Below are 17,718 nucleotides of genomic sequence, written 5' to 3' on the forward strand. Positions count from 1 at the left end.
CTCCCCGCTTTGCTTTTTAAGCGGCCTGAAAGTTTATTTGAATTAAAGGTTGACGCCCTCTCGAATCCCCTTATAATGCGCCCCACTTCCAGCGACAACGGAACGACAAACTCCTTGAAATTCAATGAGTTAAACGATTCGGAAGGCGCTGCAAGGGCTACGATCGAATGATCGAATGCGGTTGAGATGATGGTTGACAGCGCTTCTAAACGCTGTATGATTCGCCTCCCGCTACGAGAGATCGCAGCGAGTCAAGTGTTTGAAGCTAAACGAGTTTCTCGCAAAAAACTTCAAAATAAACGCTTGACAGCAAATGAGGAAAGCGTAGAATGCGCGCCTCGGTTGAGACGAAACACTCTTAGCCAACCGCTCTTTAACAAATCGAATCAAGCAATTCGTGTGGGTGCTTGTGAGTACGGACTGATAGTCAAAAAGATTATCAGCATCACAAGTGGCCATGCGAGAAATCACATAGTCATTTGAGATTGCTGAGCCAAGTTTAGGGTTTCTTAAAAACCCAAGCAGTATTGAACTGAAGAGTTTGATCATGGCTCAGATTGAACGCTGGCGGCAGGCCTAACACATGCAAGTCGAGCGGATGACGGGAGCTTGCTCCTTGATTCAGCGGCGGACGGGTGAGTAATGCCTAGGAATCTGCCTGGTAGTGGGGGACAACGTTTCGAAAGGAACGCTAATACCGCATACGTCCTACGGGAGAAAGCAGGGGACCTTCGGGCCTTGCGCTATCAGATGAGCCTAGGTCGGATTAGCTTGTTGGTGAGGTAATGGCTCACCAAGGCGACGATCCGTAACTGGTCTGAGAGGATGATCAGTCACACTGGAACTGAGACACGGTCCAGACTCCTACGGGAGGCAGCAGTGGGGAATATTGGACAATGGGCGAAAGCCTGATCCAGCCATGCCGCGTGTGTGAAGAAGGTCTTCGGATTGTAAAGCACTTTAAGTTGGGAGGAAGGGCAGTAAGTTAATACCTTGCTGTTTTGACGTTACCGACAGAATAAGCACCGGCTAACTCTGTGCCAGCAGCCGCGGTAATACAGAGGGTGCAAGCGTTAATCGGAATTACTGGGCGTAAAGCGCGCGTAGGTGGTTTGTTAAGTTGGATGTGAAAGCCCCGGGCTCAACCTGGGAACTGCATCCAAAACTGGCAAGCTAGAGTACGGTAGAGGGTGGTGGAATTTCCTGTGTAGCGGTGAAATGCGTAGATATAGGAAGGAACACCAGTGGCGAAGGCGACCACCTGGACTGATACTGACACTGAGGTGCGAAAGCGTGGGGAGCAAACAGGATTAGATACCCTGGTAGTCCACGCCGTAAACGATGTCAACTAGCCGTTGGAATCCTTGAGATTTTAGTGGCGCAGCTAACGCATTAAGTTGACCGCCTGGGGAGTACGGCCGCAAGGTTAAAACTCAAATGAATTGACGGGGGCCCGCACAAGCGGTGGAGCATGTGGTTTAATTCGAAGCAACGCGAAGAACCTTACCAGGCCTTGACATGCAGAGAACTTTCCAGAGATGGATTGGTGCCTTCGGGAACTCTGACACAGGTGCTGCATGGCTGTCGTCAGCTCGTGTCGTGAGATGTTGGGTTAAGTCCCGTAACGAGCGCAACCCTTGTCCTTAGTTACCAGCGCGTTATGGTGGGCACTCTAAGGAGACTGCCGGTGACAAACCGGAGGAAGGTGGGGATGACGTCAAGTCATCATGGCCCTTACGGCCTGGGCTACACACGTGCTACAATGGTCGGTACAGAGGGTTGCCAAGCCGCGAGGTGGAGCTAATCTCACAAAACCGATCGTAGTCCGGATCGCAGTCTGCAACTCGACTGCGTGAAGTCGGAATCGCTAGTAATCGCGAATCAGAATGTCGCGGTGAATACGTTCCCGGGCCTTGTACACACCGCCCGTCACACCATGGGAGTGGGTTGCACCAGAAGTAGCTAGTCTAACCTTCGGGGGGACGGTTACCACGGTGTGATTCATGACTGGGGTGAAGTCGTAACAAGGTAGCCGTAGGGGAACCTGCGGCTGGATCACCTCCTTAATCGACGACATCAGCCTACTGATGAGCTCCCACACGAATTGCTTGATTCATTGTAAAAGACGATCAAGACCCAAAGTTATACCATTAGGTCTGTAGCTCAGTTGGTTAGAGCGCACCCCTGATAAGGGTGAGGTCGGCAGTTCAAATCTGCCCAGACCTACCATTTTTGGTTGGAATGTTGAGCACCCCATGCCTCTGGATAAAGAGTGGTGAGGACGGCTCTTCTGCAGTTCAAATCTGCCCAGGCCTACCATTACATGGTTCAGCCGTAGAATACGGGGCCATAGCTCAGCTGGGAGAGCGCCTGCCTTGCACGCAGGAGGTCAGCGGTTCGATCCCGCTTGGCTCCACCACTTTCTGCGGTAGATGTTGCTCCTGCTCAGAAATTAGAAATGAACATTCGTTGATGAATGTTGATTTCTGACTTTTGTCAGATCGTTCTTTAAAAATTCGGATATGTGATAGATATAGACTGACACGCACTTTCACTGGTGTGTGATCAGGCTAAGGTAAAATTTGTGAGTTCTGCTCTTAACTGAGCGAAATGCGAATTTTCGGCGAATGTCGTCTTCACAGTATAACCAGATTGCTTGGGGTTATATGGTCAAGTGAAGAAGCGCATACGGTGGATGCCTTGGCAGTCAGAGGCGATGAAAGACGTGGTAGCCTGCGATAAGCTTTGGGGAGTCGGCAAACAGACTGTGATCCAGAGATCTCTGAATGGGGGAACCCACTCAGCATAAGCTGAGTATCTTGTACTGAATACATAGGTGCAAGAGGCGAACCAGGGGAACTGAAACATCTAAGTACCCTGAGGAAAAGAAATCAACCGAGATTCCCTTAGTAGTGGCGAGCGAACGGGGACCAGCCCTTAAGTTGGTTTGAGATTAGTGGAACGCTCTGGAAAGTGCGGCCATAGTGGGTGATAGCCCCGTACACGAAAATCTCTTATCAATGAAATCGAGTAGGACGGAGCACGAGAAACTTTGTCTGAATATGGGGGGACCATCCTCCAAGGCTAAATACTACTGACTGACCGATAGTGAACCAGTACCGTGAGGGAAAGGCGAAAAGAACCCCGGAGAGGGGAGTGAAATAGAACCTGAAACCGTATGCGTACAAGCAGTGGGAGCCTACTTTGTTAGGTGACTGCGTACCTTTTGTATAATGGGTCAGCGACTTATATTCAGTGGCGAGCTTAACCGAATAGGGGAGGCGTAGCGAAAGCGAGTCTTAATAGGGCGTTTAGTCGCTGGGTATAGACCCGAAACCGGGCGATCTATCCATGGGCAGGTTGAAGGTTAGGTAACACTGACTGGAGGACCGAACCGACTACCGTTGAAAAGTTAGCGGATGACCTGTGGATCGGAGTGAAAGGCTAATCAAGCTCGGAGATAGCTGGTTCTCCTCGAAAGCTATTTAGGTAGCGCCTCATGTATCACTGTAGGGGGTAGAGCACTGTTTCGGCTAGGGGGTCATCCCGACTTACCAAACCGATGCAAACTCCGAATACCTACAAGTGCCGAGCATGGGAGACACACGGCGGGTGCTAACGTCCGTCGTGAAAAGGGAAACAACCCAGACCGTCAGCTAAGGTCCCAAAGTCATGGTTAAGTGGGAAACGATGTGGGAAGGCTTAGACAGCTAGGAGGTTGGCTTAGAAGCAGCCACCCTTTAAAGAAAGCGTAATAGCTCACTAGTCGAGTCGGCCTGCGCGGAAGATGTAACGGGGCTCAAACCATGCACCGAAGCTACGGGTATCATCTTATGATGATGCGGTAGAGGAGCGTTCTGTAAGCCTGTGAAGGTGAGTTGAGAAGCTTGCTGGAGGTATCAGAAGTGCGAATGCTGACATGAGTAACGACAATGCGAGTGAAAAACTCGCACGCCGAAAGACCAAGGTTTCCTGCGCAACGTTAATCGACGCAGGGTTAGTCGGTCCCTAAGGCGAGGCTGAAAAGCGTAGTCGATGGAAAACAGGTTAATATTCCTGTACTTCCAGTTATTGCGATGGAGGGACGGAGAAGGTTAGGCCAGCCTGGCGTTGGTTGTCCAGGTTTAAGGTGGTAGGCTGAAATCTTAGGCAAATCCGGGATTTCAAGGCCGAGAGCTGATGACGAGTTGCCTTTAGGCGACGAAGTGGTTGATACCATGCTTCCAAGAAAAGCTCCTAAGCTTCAGATAACTGGGAACCGTACCCCAAACCGACACAGGTGGTTAGGTAGAGAATACCAAGGCGCTTGAGAGAACTCGGGTGAAGGAACTAGGCAAAATGGCACCGTAACTTCGGGAGAAGGTGCGCCGGCGAGGGTGAAGGACTTGCTCCGTAAGCTCATGCCGGTCGAAGATACCAGGCCGCTGCGACTGTTTATTAAAAACACAGCACTCTGCAAACACGAAAGTGGACGTATAGGGTGTGACGCCTGCCCGGTGCCGGAAGGTTAATTGATGGGGTTAGCGCAAGCGAAGCTCTTGATCGAAGCCCCGGTAAACGGCGGCCGTAACTATAACGGTCCTAAGGTAGCGAAATTCCTTGTCGGGTAAGTTCCGACCTGCACGAATGGCGTAACGATGGCGGCGCTGTCTCCACCCGAGACTCAGTGAAATTGAAATCGCTGTGAAGATGCAGTGTATCCGCGGCTAGACGGAAAGACCCCGTGAACCTTTACTATAGCTTTGCACTGGACTTTGAATTTGCTTGTGTAGGATAGGTGGGAGGCTTTGAAGTGGGGACGCCAGTTCTCATGGAGCCATCCTTGAAATACCACCCTGGCAACTTTGAGGTTCTAACTCAGGTCCGTTATCCGGATCGAGGACAGTGTATGGTGGGTAGTTTGACTGGGGCGGTCTCCTCCCAAAGAGTAACGGAGGAGTACGAAGGTGCGCTCAGACCGGTCGGAAATCGGTCGTAGAGTATAAAGGCAAAAGCGCGCTTGACTGCGAGACAAACACGTCGAGCAGGTACGAAAGTAGGTCTTAGTGATCCGGTGGTTCTGTATGGAAGGGCCATCGCTCAACGGATAAAAGGTACTCCGGGGATAACAGGCTGATACCGCCCAAGAGTTCATATCGACGGCGGTGTTTGGCACCTCGATGTCGGCTCATCACATCCTGGGGCTGAAGCCGGTCCCAAGGGTATGGCTGTTCGCCATTTAAAGTGGTACGCGAGCTGGGTTTAGAACGTCGTGAGACAGTTCGGTCCCTATCTGCCGTGGACGTTTGAGATTTGAGAGGGGCTGCTCCTAGTACGAGAGGACCGGAGTGGACGAACCTCTGGTGTTCCGGTTGTCACGCCAGTGGCATTGCCGGGTAGCTATGTTCGGAAGAGATAACCGCTGAAAGCATCTAAGCGGGAAACTTGCCTCAAGATGAGATCTCACTGGGATCTTGAATCCCCTAAAGGGCCGTCGAAGACTACGACGTTGATAGGTTGGGTGTGTAAGCGCTGTGAGGCGTTGAGCTAACCAATACTAATTGCCCGTGAGGCTTGACCATATAACACCCAAGCAATTTGCTGACGCAGATTGCGGTGGTGAAGATGGCATGAACCGAAAGTTCGCAACGCATCACAAACATCACATATCCGGATTCGCTGGGCTGTCCATCTGGACATTCTGGCTACAGAATTTCTTGACGACCATAGAGCATTGGAACCACCTGATCCCATCCCGAACTCAGTAGTGAAACGATGCATCGCCGATGGTAGTGTGGGGTTTCCCCATGTGAGAGTAGGTCATCGTCAAGATTCATTTCGCAAAACCCCTATCTGCACATGCAGGTAGGGGTTTTGTCTTTGTGCTCCAAAAAAGTCTCCTGCCTCACAACAATCCCTGTGGGAGCGGGCGTGCCCGCGAACACCGGCGCAGCCGGAGCCATCACAGCGCCTGCTCCTCGGCGCCATTATCGTCAGGCTGAGCGTTTCAGCCCGAGGCATTCGGCCCTTTTCCTATGCAATCCCCCAGCCCATAGCTATCATGCCTGCCTTATTCCAAGTCGAGACTGGCATGCTGAAGTTGTTGAATCTCCTCAAGGACGGCCGGTTCCATTCCGGAGAAGCTCTGGGGGCGGCCCTAGGGGTGAGTCGTAGCGCCGTTTGGAAGCAGCTGCAGCACCTGGAGAGTGAACTGAACCTCACCATTCACAAAGTTCGTGGGCGTGGTTACCAATTGGCTGCGCCGCTGGTGTTGCTCGAGGCACAAGCAATCGCCGGGTTCGCCGAAGGCGAGCAGTGGCCAGTATTCATCCACGACACGATCGACTCGACCAACGCCGAAGGCCTGCGCATGGCGGGTGAGGGCCAGGCAGCACCCTTTTTGGTTTTGGCCGAGCGCCAGAGCGCTGGCCGTGGCCGACGTGGTCGGCAATGGGTCAGTCCGTTTGCCGAGAACCTGTACTACAGCCTGGTGCTGCGGGTTGACGGCGGCATGCGCCAGCTTGAAGGCTTGAGCTTGGTGGTAGGGTTGGCAGTAATGCGCACCTTGCAGGGCTTTGGTGTAAAGGACGTAGGGCTGAAGTGGCCTAACGATGTCCTGGTTCGCGGGATGAAGATCACCGGCATTCTGCTGGAACTGGTAGGAGATCCAGCCGATGTCTGCCATGTTGTGCTGGGTGTCGGCATCAATGTGAACATGCAGGCGAACGAGCAGGTCGACCAGCAGTGGACGTCGATGCGACGCGAGCTGGGTGGGGCAATAGACCGGAATCACCTGGTGGCGTCGCTAACCCAGCATTTGCAGCATGAACTGGCACGTCATCGGCGCTATGGTTTCGCTGCATTCCAGGAGGAATGGGAGCAGGCGCACCTTTGGCAAGGCCGGAGTGTATCGCTGATTGCCGGTAACACACGTATTGATGGTGTTGTTCTTGGCGTCGACGGGCAAGGCGGCTTGCGCCTTGAGGTGGATGGAGTGGAGAAGAGCTTCAGCGGTGGTGAGCTCAGTTTGAGGTTGCGTGATGATTCTTGAGCTCGATTGCGGAAACAGCTTTATCAAATGGCGGGTCATCCATGTCGCCGACGCAGTGATCGAGGGCGGCGGGATTGTCGACTCCGATCAGGCATTGGTGGCCGAAGTGGCCGCACTCGCCTCGGTGCGTCTTACCGGCTGTCGCATTGTAAGTGTGCGTAGCGAGGAAGAGACCGATGCGCTTTGCGCGGTTATCGCCCAGGCCTTTGCCGTTCAGGCCCGGGTAGCGCACCCTGCCCGGGAAATGGCAGGCGTGCGCAACGGTTATGAGGATTATCAGCGTTTGGGAATGGATCGCTGGCTGGCCGCATTAGGTGCATTTCATGTTGCCAAAGGGGCTTGCCTAGTCATCGATTTGGGGACTGCTGCAAAAGCCGACTTCGTGGCTGCGGATGGCGAGCACCTGGGCGGGTATATCTGCCCCGGCATGCCGTTGATGCGCAGTCAGTTGCGCACCCACACCCGGCGCATTCGTTATGACGATGCCTCCGCCGAGCGCGCGTTGACCAGCCTGTTGCCAGGGCGCTCAACCGTCGAGGCAGTCGAGCGCGGTTGTGTTCTGATGCTGCAGGGTTTTGCCCGCACGCAGCTCGAGCAGGCACGCGCCCTGTGGGGTGAAGATTTCACCGTATTCCTCACTGGGGGCGATGCGCCGCTAGTGAGGGAGGCCGTGCCCCAGGCGCGTGTCGTGCCCGACCTGGTGTTCGTGGGGCTGGCCATGGCTTGTCCATTGGATTGAGGTGCCTATGCGTTGGTTGTTTCTGCTGTTACTGGTGCTCAACGTCTTCTACTACGTGTGGCATCAGCAGGAAGCCCCGCTGAAGGTCAAGGAAGTCGCCCCCTTGTCTCTGTACAAGGGGAGTCAGCAAGAAATCCGGCTTTTGCGTGAAACGGGTGTATCAACACCCCCGAAGCGCCGGGATGAATGCCTGGTAATCGGTGGGGTAATGGCGCTGGCGCAGCTCGAAGCCCTGCGCCAGCGCCTGCTTAGCCTCGATATTGCGACGTTGCCGGTGGTAGGGCAGTTGCCTGGTGCCGATGGTCGTTGGCTCAAGGTAGCCCCGGAAAGCGAGCGATTGCTGGATGAAACGGTGCTCTCATCTCTTTCCAATGATTTCAAAGACTTAAAACATAAAATTATTTTCTGCCAGGGTATTGCAACCGACGAATAGCTTGATAGAATGGCGCCCGCTTCACAGGGAACACCACTTAGGTGGTAGAGCTGGAAGCGGTGTCAAAGCAGCTAAGTTTCAGATTTGATTGAAAAAATTTGAAAAAACGCTTGACACTAGGACGGCAGACAAATAGAATGCCGGCCACATCTGGAGGGATTCCCGAGCGGTCAAAGGGGACGGACTGTAAATCCGTTGCGAGAGCTTCGAAGGTTCGAATCCTTCTCCCTCCACCAGTTTTAGCGAGAGCCGCAAGCTCCGCGGGTATAGTTTAGTGGTAGAACCTCAGCCTTCCAAGCTGATGATGCGGGTTCGATTCCCGCTACCCGCTCCAAGTTTGCTGGATTTTGCACAAAGTGTTTCGCTCTTGTAGCTCAGTTGGTAGAGCACACCCTTGGTAAGGGTGAGGTCAGCGGTTCAAATCCGCTCAAGAGCTCCATACAAACAAGGCAGATATGAAAATATCTGCCTTTGTTTTATCAGCGCAAGACTATTCTTCTGCGAGGGTTGTATCGATGGCTAAGGAAAAGTTTGATCGTTCCCTTCCCCACGTTAACGTCGGCACCATCGGCCACGTTGACCACGGTAAGACCACTCTGACCGCAGCTCTGACTCGCGTCTGCTCCGAAGTTTTCGGTTCGGCAGTCGTTGAGTTCGACAAGATTGACTCGGCTCCGGAAGAAAAAGCGCGCGGTATTACCATCAACACCGCTCACGTCGAGTACAACTCGAACATTCGTCACTACGCTCACGTTGACTGCCCAGGTCACGCTGACTACGTGAAGAACATGATCACCGGTGCTGCCCAGATGGACGGCGCGATCCTGGTTTGCTCGGCCGCCGATGGTCCGATGCCACAAACCCGTGAGCACATCCTGCTGTCCCGTCAGGTTGGCGTTCCGTACATCGTGGTCTTCCTGAACAAGGCTGACCTGGTAGACGACGCTGAGCTGCTGGAACTGGTCGAGATGGAAGTTCGCGACCTGCTGTCCACCTACGACTTCCCAGGCGACGACACCCCGATCATCATCGGTTCGGCTCGTATGGCGCTGGAAGGCAAAGACGACAACGAAATGGGCACTACCGCTGTCAAGAAGCTGGTAGAAACTCTGGATGCCTACATCCCTGAGCCAGTTCGTGCCATCGACCAGCCATTCCTGATGCCAATCGAAGACGTATTCTCGATCTCGGGTCGTGGTACCGTTGTGACCGGCCGTATCGAGCGTGGTATCGTCCGCGTTCAGGATCCGCTGGAAATCGTTGGTCTGCGTGACACCACCACCACCACCTGCACCGGTGTTGAGATGTTCCGCAAGCTGCTGGACGAAGGTCGTGCTGGCGAGAACTGCGGCGTTCTGCTGCGTGGTACCAAGCGTGACGACGTTGAGCGTGGCCAGGTTCTGGTCAAGCCAGGTTCGGTCAAGCCGCACACCAAGTTCACCGCAGAAGTCTACGTTCTGTCGAAGGAAGAAGGCGGCCGTCACACTCCGTTCTTCAAAGGCTACCGTCCTCAGTTCTACTTCCGTACCACTGACGTGACCGGTAACTGCGAACTGCCGGAAGGCGTTGAAATGGTAATGCCAGGTGACAACATTCAGATGACTGTTACCCTGATCAAGACCATCGCAATGGAAGACGGTCTGCGCTTCGCTATCCGTGAAGGCGGTCGTACCGTCGGCGCCGGCGTCGTAGCAAAAATTATTGAATAAGTAGTTGATTTACTTGATCAGGCCGGTATAATGGCCGGCCTGATACAGCGTTACAGGTCAGTAGCTCAATTGGCAGAGCGACGGTCTCCAAAACCGTAGGTTGGGGGTTCGATTCCCTCCTGACCTGCCATTTCACCTCGGTGTGATGGCTTTCTTCTTACAGGATCCTCCTCGATGACCCCCAAAACTGAAGCCCAAGAATCGCGTTTTGATCTGTTCAAGTGGCTGGCTGTAGTGGCTTTGGTGGTTGTTGGCGTAGTGGGTAACCAGTATTACTCCGCCTCCCCAATCCTGTATCGCGTTCTCGCACTTCTCGTCCTGGCTGCTGTCGCGGGCTTTGTAGCTCTGCAGACTGCGAAGGGCAAGTCGTTCTTTACGTTGGCGAAGGAAGCTCGTGCCGAGATTCGTAAAGTCGTGTGGCCGACCCGCCAGGAAACCACCCAGACCACGCTGATTGTCGTGGCTGTTGTGCTGGTTATGGCACTGCTGCTGTGGGGGCTCGACTCCCTGCTCGGCTGGGCGGTCTCCCTGATCGTTGGCTAAAGGTGTCCCGTGGCTAAGCGTTGGTATGTTGTGCATGCTTACTCGGGTTACGAGAAGCATGTGATGCGCTCCCTGATTGAGCGTGTCAAGCTGGCTGGCATGGAAGACGGTTTCGGCGAGATCTTGGTTCCGACCGAAGAAGTCGTCGAAATGCGTAACGGCCAGAAGCGCAAAAGTGAGCGCAAATTCTTCCCTGGCTATGTGCTGGTCCAGATGGAGATGAACGAAGGGACTTGGCACTTGGTCAAGGACACCCCTCGTGTGATGGGCTTTATTGGTGGTACTGCAGACAAGCCTGCGCCGATCACTGATAAAGAAGCCGAGGCTATCCTGCGTCGCGTTGCCGATGGTAGCGACAAGCCGAAGCCGAAGACGCTGTTCGAGCCAGGTGAAGTGGTTCGTGTCATTGACGGTCCGTTCGCTGACTTCAATGGTAGTGTCGAAGAGGTTAACTACGAAAAGAGCCGCCTGCAGGTTGCAGTGCTCATTTTCGGTCGCTCTACTCCGGTGGAGCTCGAGTTCAGCCAGGTCGAAAAGGTCTAGGCGGACAAAGCATCCCATACCCCGCAGCCCTGTGTGCTGCGGGGTTTTGTCGTCACTGGGATAAAACGCAAGTCATCCGGGGAGCCAGCAGGCGTTCGTACCCGATTTTGGAGTAGCTCATGGCTAAGAAGATTCAGGCTTACATCAAGCTGCAAGTTAAGGCCGGCCAGGCCAACCCAAGCCCACCCGTTGGTCCAGCACTGGGTCAACATGGTGTGAACATCATGGAATTCTGCAAGGCCTTCAACGCCCGTACCCAGGGTCAAGAAGCCGGCCTGCCGACTCCAGTGATCATCACTGTCTACAGCGACCGTAGCTTCACCTTCGAGACCAAGAGCACCCCTGCCTCGGTTCTGCTGAAGAAAGCTGCTGGCCTGACCAGTGGTTCGGCTCGCCCGAACACCGTTAAAGTCGGTACCGTTACCCGTGCTCAGCTGGAAGACATCGCGAAAGCCAAACAGGCTGACCTGACTGCCGCTGACCTGGACGCTGCTGTACGCACCATCGCTGGCTCTGCCCGCAGCATGGGCCTGAACGTGGAGGGTGTGTAATGGCTAAGCTGACCAAACGCCAAAAGGCAATCGCCGAGAAAATCGAAGCAGGCAAGGCCTACAACTTCGAAGAAGCGGCAACTCTGCTGGCCTCGCTGCCTGCTGCCAAGTTCGTCGAATCCTACGACATCGCCGTAAACCTCGGTGTTGACCCGCGTAAATCCGACCAGGTCGTACGTAGCGCTACTGTGCTGCCGCACGGCACTGGCAAGACTGTTCGCGTTGCCGTTTTCACCCAGGGCCCAGCTGCTGAAGCTGCTCTGGCTGCAGGCGCTGACCGCGTAGGTATGGACGATCTGGCTGCCGAAATGAAAGGCGGCGACCTGAACTATGACGTCGTCATCGCATCGCCTGATGCCATGCGCGTTGTAGGTCAGCTGGGTCAGGTTCTGGGTCCTCGCGGCCTGATGCCTAACCCGAAAGTTGGTACCGTGACTCCAGACGTAGCCACTGCCGTGAAAAACGCCAAGGCTGGTCAGGTTCGCTACCGTACCGACAAGAACGGTATCATCCACACCTCCGTTGGCAAGGTCGGCTTTGAAGCTGGCAAGCTGAAGGAAAACGTTGAAGCCCTGATCGCTGACCTGAAGCGTATCAAGCCAGCTTCTTCGAAAGGTATCTACGTTAAGCGCGTTACCCTGAGCACCACCATGGGCCCAGGTCTGGTCATCGATCAGAGCTCGCTGAACGTGTAAGAACATGGTGGTGCGACATGTCGCGCCACCAGCAAAAATTGGGGTCCCTGCCTGGCGGGGGCTATCCAAGACCGTAGGCGGCGCAAGCCTTAAAAACCCAGCCCACGCAGATGGTGCTCCCGATTCGTTACCGAATCAGACACCAAAACGACATCAGGCTTCGGCCAGATGAAACGGTAAAAACCAGGAGTAAACCCGTGGCAATTAAACTCGAAGACAAGAAGGCCATCGTCGCTGAAGTCAACGAGGCTGCCAAAGTCGCTCTGTCCGCTGTCGTGGCTGATGCCCGTGGTGTGACTGTAGGCGCAATGACCGGACTCCGTAAAGAGGCCCGCGAAGCTGGCGTTTATGTACGTGTCGTACGTAACACCCTGCTCAAGCGCGCTGTTGAAGGCACCGAATTTTCGATCCTCAACGACGCGTTCAAAGGCCCGACCCTGATTGCTTTCTCCAACGAACACCCGGGCGCTGCTGCTCGTCTGTTCAAAGAGTTCGCCAAGGGTCAGGACAAGTTCGAGATCAAGGCAGCTGCGTTTGACGGCAATTTCATTGCAGCGAACCAGATCGACGTGTTGGCTACCCTGCCGACCCGCGACGAAGCTATTGCGAAACTGATGAGCGTTATTCAAGGCGCCACCAGCAAGCTGGCTCGTACTCTGGCAGCCATTCGCGACCAGAAAGAAGCTACCGCCGCCTAAGGCGTGCGAATTCTTTCAAAATCATACGTTTAATTTGATGGCTGCGTAGGCTGTCACCCCAATACAGGATTTAAGTCATGTCCCTGACTAACGAACAAATCATCGAAGCAATCGGCCAGAAAACCGTTCTGGAAGTTGTTGAGCTGATCAAAGCAATGGAAGAAACCTTCGGCGTTACCGCTGCTGTTGCCGCTGCTGGCCCAGCTGCTGCTGCTGCCGTTGTTGAAGAGCAGACCGAGTTCAACGTTGTTCTGGTTGAAGCTGGCGACAAGAAAGTGAACGTGATCAAAGCCGTTCGCGAGCTGACCGGTCTGGGCCTGAAAGAAGCCAAAGAGAAAGTCGATGGCGCTCCTCAGGTTGTAGCTGAAGGCGTTTCGAAAGAAGCCGCTGAAGACGCTAAGAAGAAGCTGGAAGAAGCAGGCGCTAAAGTCGAGCTGAAGTAATCTCGACCTTGCGATGCCAGCCTGAGCGTTGAGCAAAAGGCTGATGGCTGGTGGCTTATGCCACCGGCCTTTTTCCGTTATTGGTGGCCGGTCATGCCGGCCCCGATAACAAGCTGCAAGACACCCATGTGGGTGGCGCAAACCAAGGGGTTTGCACGATTTTCTGGCTGCTCCCGCCGGGAGAAGCCAAACAAGCAGGTGACCAAGCTGGGGAACGCTGATGGCTTACTCATACACTGAGAAAAAACGTATCCGCAAGGACTTTAGCAAGTTGCCGGACGTCATGGATGTGCCTTACCTCCTGGCCATCCAGCTGGATTCGTATCGCGAATTCCTGCAAGCGGGAGCATCCAAGGATAACTTCCGCGACGTCGGCCTGCACGCGGCCTTCAAATCGGTATTCCCGATCATCAGCTACTCCGGCAATGCTGCCCTGGAGTACGTAGGCTATCGCCTGGGCGAACCCGCCTTCGATGTGAAGGAATGTGTCCTGCGTGGTGTGACCTTCGCGGTACCACTGCGGGTCAAGGTGCGCCTGATCATCTTCGACAAGGAATCGTCGAACAAAGCGATCAAGGACATCAAAGAGCAAGAAGTCTACATGGGTGAAATCCCCCTGATGACTGAAAACGGTACCTTCGTAATCAACGGTACCGAGCGTGTGATCGTTTCCCAGCTGCACCGTTCGCCTGGTGTGTTCTTCGACCACGACCGTGGCAAGACCCACAGCTCCGGCAAGCTGCTGTACTCCGCTCGCATCATCCCTTACCGCGGCTCCTGGCTGGACTTCGAGTTCGACCCGAAGGACTGCGTGTTCGTGCGTATCGACCGTCGCCGCAAACTGCCGGCCTCGGTGCTGCTGCGTGCCCTGGGCTACAGCACTGAAGAAGTGCTGAACACCTTCTACACCACCAACGTGTTCCACATTTCCGGCGAAAAACTCAGCCTGGAACTGGTGCCACAGCGTCTGCGTGGTGAAGTTGCTGTCATGGACATCCATGACGAAACCGGCAAAGTCATCGTCGAGCAAGGCCGCCGTATTACCGCGCGCCACATCAACCAGATCGAGAAAGCCGGCGTCAAGCAGCTGGACGTTCCTATGGAATACGTCCTGGGCCGCACCACCGCCAAGGCTATCGTGCATCCGGCTACCGGTGAGATCCTCGCCGAGTGCAACACCGAGATGACCACCGAGCTGCTGATCAAGGTCGCCAAGGCGCAGGTTGTCCGTATCGAGACCCTGTACACCAACGACATCGACTGCGGTCCGTTCATCTCCGACACGCTGAAGATCGACACCACCAGCAACCAGCTGGAAGCCCTGGTCGAAATCTACCGCATGATGCGTCCAGGCGAGCCGCCGACCAAGGACGCCGCCGAGACCCTGTTCAACAACCTGTTCTTCAGCGCCGAGCGTTACGATCTGTCCGCCGTTGGCCGCATGAAGTTCAACCGTCGTATCGGTCGTACCGAGATCGAGGGTTCGGGCGTGCTGAGCAAGGAAGATATCGTCGAGGTCCTGAAGACCCTGGTCGATATCCGTAACGGCAAAGGCATTGTCGACGACATCGACCACCTGGGTAACCGTCGCGTTCGTTGCGTCGGCGAGATGGCCGAGAACCAGTTCCGCGTTGGCCTGGTGCGTGTAGAGCGCGCGGTCAAGGAACGTCTGTCGATGGCGGAAAGCGAAGGCCTGATGCCGCAAGACCTGATCAACGCCAAGCCAGTTGCGGCGGCGGTGAAAGAGTTCTTCGGTTCCAGCCAGCTGTCCCAGTTCATGGACCAGAACAACCCGCTCTCCGAGATCACCCACAAGCGCCGCGTCTCTGCACTCGGCCCTGGCGGTCTGACCCGTGAGCGTGCTGGCTTTGAAGTCCGTGACGTGCACCCGACCCACTACGGCCGTGTGTGCCCGATCGAGACCCCTGAAGGTCCGAACATCGGTCTGATCAACTCCCTGGCAGCCTATGCCCGCACCAACCAGTACGGCTTCCTGGAAAGCCCGTACCGCGTGGTGAAAGAAGGTGTGGTCAGCGACGACATCGTGTTCCTGTCGGCCATTGAAGAAGCCGATCACGTCATCGCCCAGGCTTCGGCCGCGATGAACGACAAGAAGCAGCTGATCGATGAGCTGGTAGCGGTCCGTCACCTGAACGAGTTCACCGTCAAGGCGCCGGAAGACGTCACCCTGATGGACGTTTCGCCGAAGCAGGTTGTTTCCGTCGCTGCCTCGCTGATCCCGTTCCTCGAGCACGACGACGCCAACCGTGCATTGATGGGTTCGAACATGCAGCGTCAGGCTGTACCGACCCTGCGTGCCGACAAGCCGCTGGTAGGTACCGGCATGGAGCGCAACGTTGCCCGTGACTCCGGTGTCTGCGTGGTTGCTCGCCGCGGTGGCGTGATCGACTCGGTCGACGCCAGCCGTATCGTCGTTCGCGTCAATGACGATGAAGTCGAGACCGGTGAAGCCGGTGTGGACATCTACAACCTGACCAAGTACACCCGTTCCAACCAGAACACCTGCATCAACCAGCGTCCGCTGGTCAGCAAGGGTGACAAGGTTCAGCGCAGCGACATCATGGCCGACGGCCCGTCCACCGACATGGGTGAGCTGGCACTGGGTCAGAACATGCGTATCGCCTTCATGGCGTGGAACGGCTTCAACTTCGAAGACTCCATCTGCCTGTCCGAACGTGTGGTGCAGGAAGACCGCTTCACCACGATCCACATTCAGGAACTGACCTGTGTGGCGCGTGATACCAAGCTTGGCCCAGAGGAAATCACTGCGGACATCCCGAACGTGGGTGAAGCCGCACTGAACAAGCTGGACGAAGCCGGTATCGTCTACGTGGGTGCGGAAGTCGGCGCGGGTGACATCCTGGTCGGTAAAGTTACGCCAAAAGGCGAAACCCAGCTGACTCCGGAAGAAAAACTGCTGCGCGCCATCTTCGGCGAAAAAGCCAGCGACGTTAAGGACACTTCCCTGCGCGTGCCAACCGGCACCAAGGGCACTGTCATCGACGTACAGGTCTTCACCCGTGATGGCGTCGAGCGCGACAGCCGCGCCCTGGCCATCGAGAAGATGCAGCTGGACGAGATCCGCAAGGACCTCAACGAAGAGTTCCGCATCGTCGAAGGCGCAACCTTCGAGCGTCTGCGTTCTGCCCTGAACGGCCAGGTGGTCGACGGTGGCGCGGGCCTGAAGAAAGGCACCGTGATCTCCGACGAAGTACTGGACGGTCTGGAGCACGGCCAGTGGTTCAAGCTGCGCATGGCTGAAGATGCACTGAACGAGCAGCTGGAAAAGGCTCAGCAGTACATCGTTGACCGTCGCCGTCTGCTGGACGACAAGTTCGAAGACAAGAAGCGCAAGCTGCAGCAGGGCGATGACCTGGCACCAGGCGTACTGAAGATCGTCAAGGTGTACCTGGCAATCCGCCGTCGCATCCAGCCGGGTGACAAGATGGCCGGCCGTCACGGTAACAAAGGTGTTGTCTCGGTTATCATGCCGGTTGAAGACATGCCGCACGACGCCAACGGTACTCCGGTCGACGTCGTACTGAACCCGCTGGGCGTACCTTCGCGTATGAACGTTGGTCAGATCCTCGAAACCCACCTGGGCCTTGCGGCCAAAGGCCTGGGCGAGAAGATCGACCGCATGCTCGAAGAGCAGCGCAAAGCCGCTGAGCTGCGTGTGTTCCTGACCGAGGTCTACAACGAGATCGGTGGTCGTCAGGAAAACCTCGACGAGTTCTCCGACGCCGAGATCCTGGCCCTGGCGCACAACCTGAAGAAAGGTGTGCCTATGGCCACTCCGGTCTTCGATGGTGCCAAGGAGCGCGAGATCAAGGCCATGCTGAAACTGGCAGACCTGCCAGAAAGCGGCCAGATGGTGCTGTTCGATGGCCGTACCGGCAACAAGTTCGAGCGTCCGGTGACCGTTGGTTACATGTACATGCTCAAGCTGAACCACTTGGTGGACGACAAGATGCACGCGCGTTCCACTGGTTCCTACAGCCTGGTTACCCAGCAGCCGCTGGGTGGTAAGGCGCAGTTCGGTGGTCAGCGTTTCGGGGAGATGGAAGTGTGGGCGCTGGAAGCATACGGCGCGGCATACACCCTGCAAGAAATGCTCACAGTGAAGTCGGACGACGTGAACGGCCGTACCAAGATGTACAAGAACATCGTGGATGGCGATCACCGTATGGAGCCGGGCATGCCCGAGTCCTTCAACGTGTTGATCAAAGAGATCCGTTCCCTCGGTATCGATATCGATCTGGAAACCGAATAACACGTGACGCGAAGGGGAGTGGGGCAGGTAATGCCCGCTC

11 protein-coding genes, 6 tRNA genes and 3 rRNA genes are annotated in these 17,718 nt (G+C 55.4%); all 20 read left to right on the forward strand.

Going from position 1 to position 17,718, the window contains the following annotated elements:
• The first annotated feature begins 529 nt into the window (after nucleotides 1-529).
• The 20 genes from K4A76_RS02105 (at nucleotide 530) to rpoB (ending at nucleotide 17,678) form a co-directional block, all read left to right on the forward strand.
• Nucleotides 530-2,066: ribosomal RNA gene (locus K4A76_RS02105) — 16S ribosomal RNA — on the forward strand.
• An 86-nt stretch (nucleotides 2,067-2,152) separates the two neighbouring features.
• Nucleotides 2,153-2,229, forward strand: a tRNA-Ile gene (locus K4A76_RS02110).
• Nucleotides 2,230-2,343: 114 nt separating this feature from the next.
• A tRNA-Ala gene (locus tag K4A76_RS02115) sits at nucleotides 2,344-2,419 on the forward strand.
• 249 nt (nucleotides 2,420-2,668) lie between these two features.
• Nucleotides 2,669-5,561 (forward strand): 23S ribosomal RNA (locus K4A76_RS02120).
• Between the two features lie 134 nt (nucleotides 5,562-5,695).
• Nucleotides 5,696-5,811 (forward strand): 5S ribosomal RNA (gene rrf / locus K4A76_RS02125).
• The 16S, 23S and 5S rRNA genes sit together here with 2 tRNA genes alongside, the layout of an rRNA operon.
• 259 nt (nucleotides 5,812-6,070) lie before the next feature.
• On the forward strand, nucleotides 6,071-7,030 hold the full coding sequence (gene birA / locus K4A76_RS02130) for a bifunctional biotin--[acetyl-CoA-carboxylase] ligase/biotin operon repressor BirA (RefSeq protein WP_054906288.1): 960 nt from the start codon (nucleotides 6,071-6,073) through the stop codon (nucleotides 7,028-7,030).
• Nucleotides 7,020-7,769, forward strand: a complete 750-nt coding sequence (locus tag K4A76_RS02135; RefSeq protein ID WP_009681393.1) for a pantothenate kinase — start codon at nucleotides 7,020-7,022, stop codon at nucleotides 7,767-7,769. Before birA ends, K4A76_RS02135 begins: the two co-directional genes overlap by 11 nt.
• 7 nt (nucleotides 7,770-7,776) lie before the next feature.
• Nucleotides 7,777-8,202, forward strand: a complete 426-nt coding sequence (locus tag K4A76_RS02140; RefSeq protein ID WP_274411453.1) for a hypothetical protein — start codon at nucleotides 7,777-7,779, stop codon at nucleotides 8,200-8,202.
• 152 nt (nucleotides 8,203-8,354) lie between these two features.
• Nucleotides 8,355-8,438 (forward strand) — tRNA-Tyr (locus K4A76_RS02145).
• A 24-nt stretch (nucleotides 8,439-8,462) separates the two neighbouring features.
• Nucleotides 8,463-8,536 (forward strand) — tRNA-Gly (locus K4A76_RS02150).
• A gap of 29 nt (nucleotides 8,537-8,565) precedes the next feature.
• Nucleotides 8,566-8,641: transfer RNA gene (locus tag K4A76_RS02155), tRNA-Thr, on the forward strand.
• A gap of 76 nt (nucleotides 8,642-8,717) precedes the next feature.
• Entirely contained in the window at nucleotides 8,718-9,911 is a 1,194-nt protein-coding gene (gene tuf, locus K4A76_RS02160) for an elongation factor Tu (RefSeq protein ID WP_010951775.1), read from the forward strand.
• A 54-nt stretch (nucleotides 9,912-9,965) separates the two neighbouring features.
• Nucleotides 9,966-10,041 (forward strand) — tRNA-Trp (locus K4A76_RS02165).
• A 44-nt stretch (nucleotides 10,042-10,085) separates the two neighbouring features.
• Nucleotides 10,086-10,454: a preprotein translocase subunit SecE gene (gene secE / locus K4A76_RS02170; RefSeq protein ID WP_009681243.1), complete on the forward strand. Its 369-nt coding sequence runs from the start codon at nucleotides 10,086-10,088 to the stop codon at nucleotides 10,452-10,454.
• A gap of 9 nt (nucleotides 10,455-10,463) precedes the next feature.
• Nucleotides 10,464-10,997 carry a transcription termination/antitermination protein NusG gene (gene nusG, locus K4A76_RS02175; RefSeq protein ID WP_003255501.1) on the forward strand — a complete coding sequence of 178 codons (534 nt, stop codon included), beginning with the start codon at nucleotides 10,464-10,466 and terminating at the stop codon, nucleotides 10,995-10,997.
• A 119-nt stretch (nucleotides 10,998-11,116) separates the two neighbouring features.
• On the forward strand, nucleotides 11,117-11,548 hold the full coding sequence (gene rplK / locus K4A76_RS02180) for a 50S ribosomal protein L11 (protein WP_003255500.1): 432 nt from the start codon (nucleotides 11,117-11,119) through the stop codon (nucleotides 11,546-11,548).
• A complete protein-coding gene (gene rplA, locus K4A76_RS02185; RefSeq protein WP_009681244.1) occupies nucleotides 11,548-12,243 on the forward strand; it encodes a 50S ribosomal protein L1 in 696 nt (231 codons plus the stop codon). Before rplK ends, rplA begins: the two co-directional genes overlap by 1 nt.
• Before the next feature lie 197 nt (nucleotides 12,244-12,440).
• Nucleotides 12,441-12,941, forward strand: a complete 501-nt coding sequence (gene rplJ, locus K4A76_RS02190) for a 50S ribosomal protein L10 (protein WP_009681245.1) — start codon at nucleotides 12,441-12,443, stop codon at nucleotides 12,939-12,941.
• A gap of 77 nt (nucleotides 12,942-13,018) precedes the next feature.
• Nucleotides 13,019-13,384: a 50S ribosomal protein L7/L12 gene (rplL, locus tag K4A76_RS02195; protein WP_003255496.1), complete on the forward strand. Its 366-nt coding sequence runs from the start codon at nucleotides 13,019-13,021 to the stop codon at nucleotides 13,382-13,384.
• 220 nt (nucleotides 13,385-13,604) lie between these two features.
• A complete protein-coding gene (rpoB, locus tag K4A76_RS02200; RefSeq protein WP_009681246.1) occupies nucleotides 13,605-17,678 on the forward strand; it encodes a DNA-directed RNA polymerase subunit beta in 4,074 nt (1,357 codons plus the stop codon).
• Nucleotides 17,679-17,718 lie beyond the last annotated feature (40 nt).

Source organism: Pseudomonas sp. NEEL19, from assembly GCF_028751975.1.
Classification (GTDB): domain Bacteria; phylum Pseudomonadota; class Gammaproteobacteria; order Pseudomonadales; family Pseudomonadaceae; genus Aquipseudomonas; species Aquipseudomonas juntendi.

Bases quoted from the DNA above. Each gene is read 5' to 3' on its own strand.
- birA (WP_054906288.1), top strand. From the start codon at position 6,071: ATGCTGAAGTTGTTGAATCTCCTCAAGGACGGCCGGTTCCATTCCGGA.
- K4A76_RS02135 (WP_009681393.1), top strand. From the start codon at position 7,020: ATGATTCTTGAGCTCGATTGCGGAAACAGCTTTATCAAATGGCGGGTC.
- K4A76_RS02140 (WP_274411453.1), top strand. From the start codon at position 7,777: ATGCGTTGGTTGTTTCTGCTGTTACTGGTGCTCAACGTCTTCTACTAC.
- tuf (WP_010951775.1), top strand. From the start codon at position 8,718: ATGGCTAAGGAAAAGTTTGATCGTTCCCTTCCCCACGTTAACGTCGGC.
- secE (WP_009681243.1), top strand. From the start codon at position 10,086: ATGACCCCCAAAACTGAAGCCCAAGAATCGCGTTTTGATCTGTTCAAG.
- rplK (WP_003255500.1), top strand. From the start codon at position 11,117: ATGGCTAAGAAGATTCAGGCTTACATCAAGCTGCAAGTTAAGGCCGGC.
- rplA (WP_009681244.1), top strand. From the start codon at position 11,548: ATGGCTAAGCTGACCAAACGCCAAAAGGCAATCGCCGAGAAAATCGAA.
- rplL (WP_003255496.1), top strand. From the start codon at position 13,019: ATGTCCCTGACTAACGAACAAATCATCGAAGCAATCGGCCAGAAAACC.
- rpoB (WP_009681246.1), top strand. From the start codon at position 13,605: ATGGCTTACTCATACACTGAGAAAAAACGTATCCGCAAGGACTTTAGC.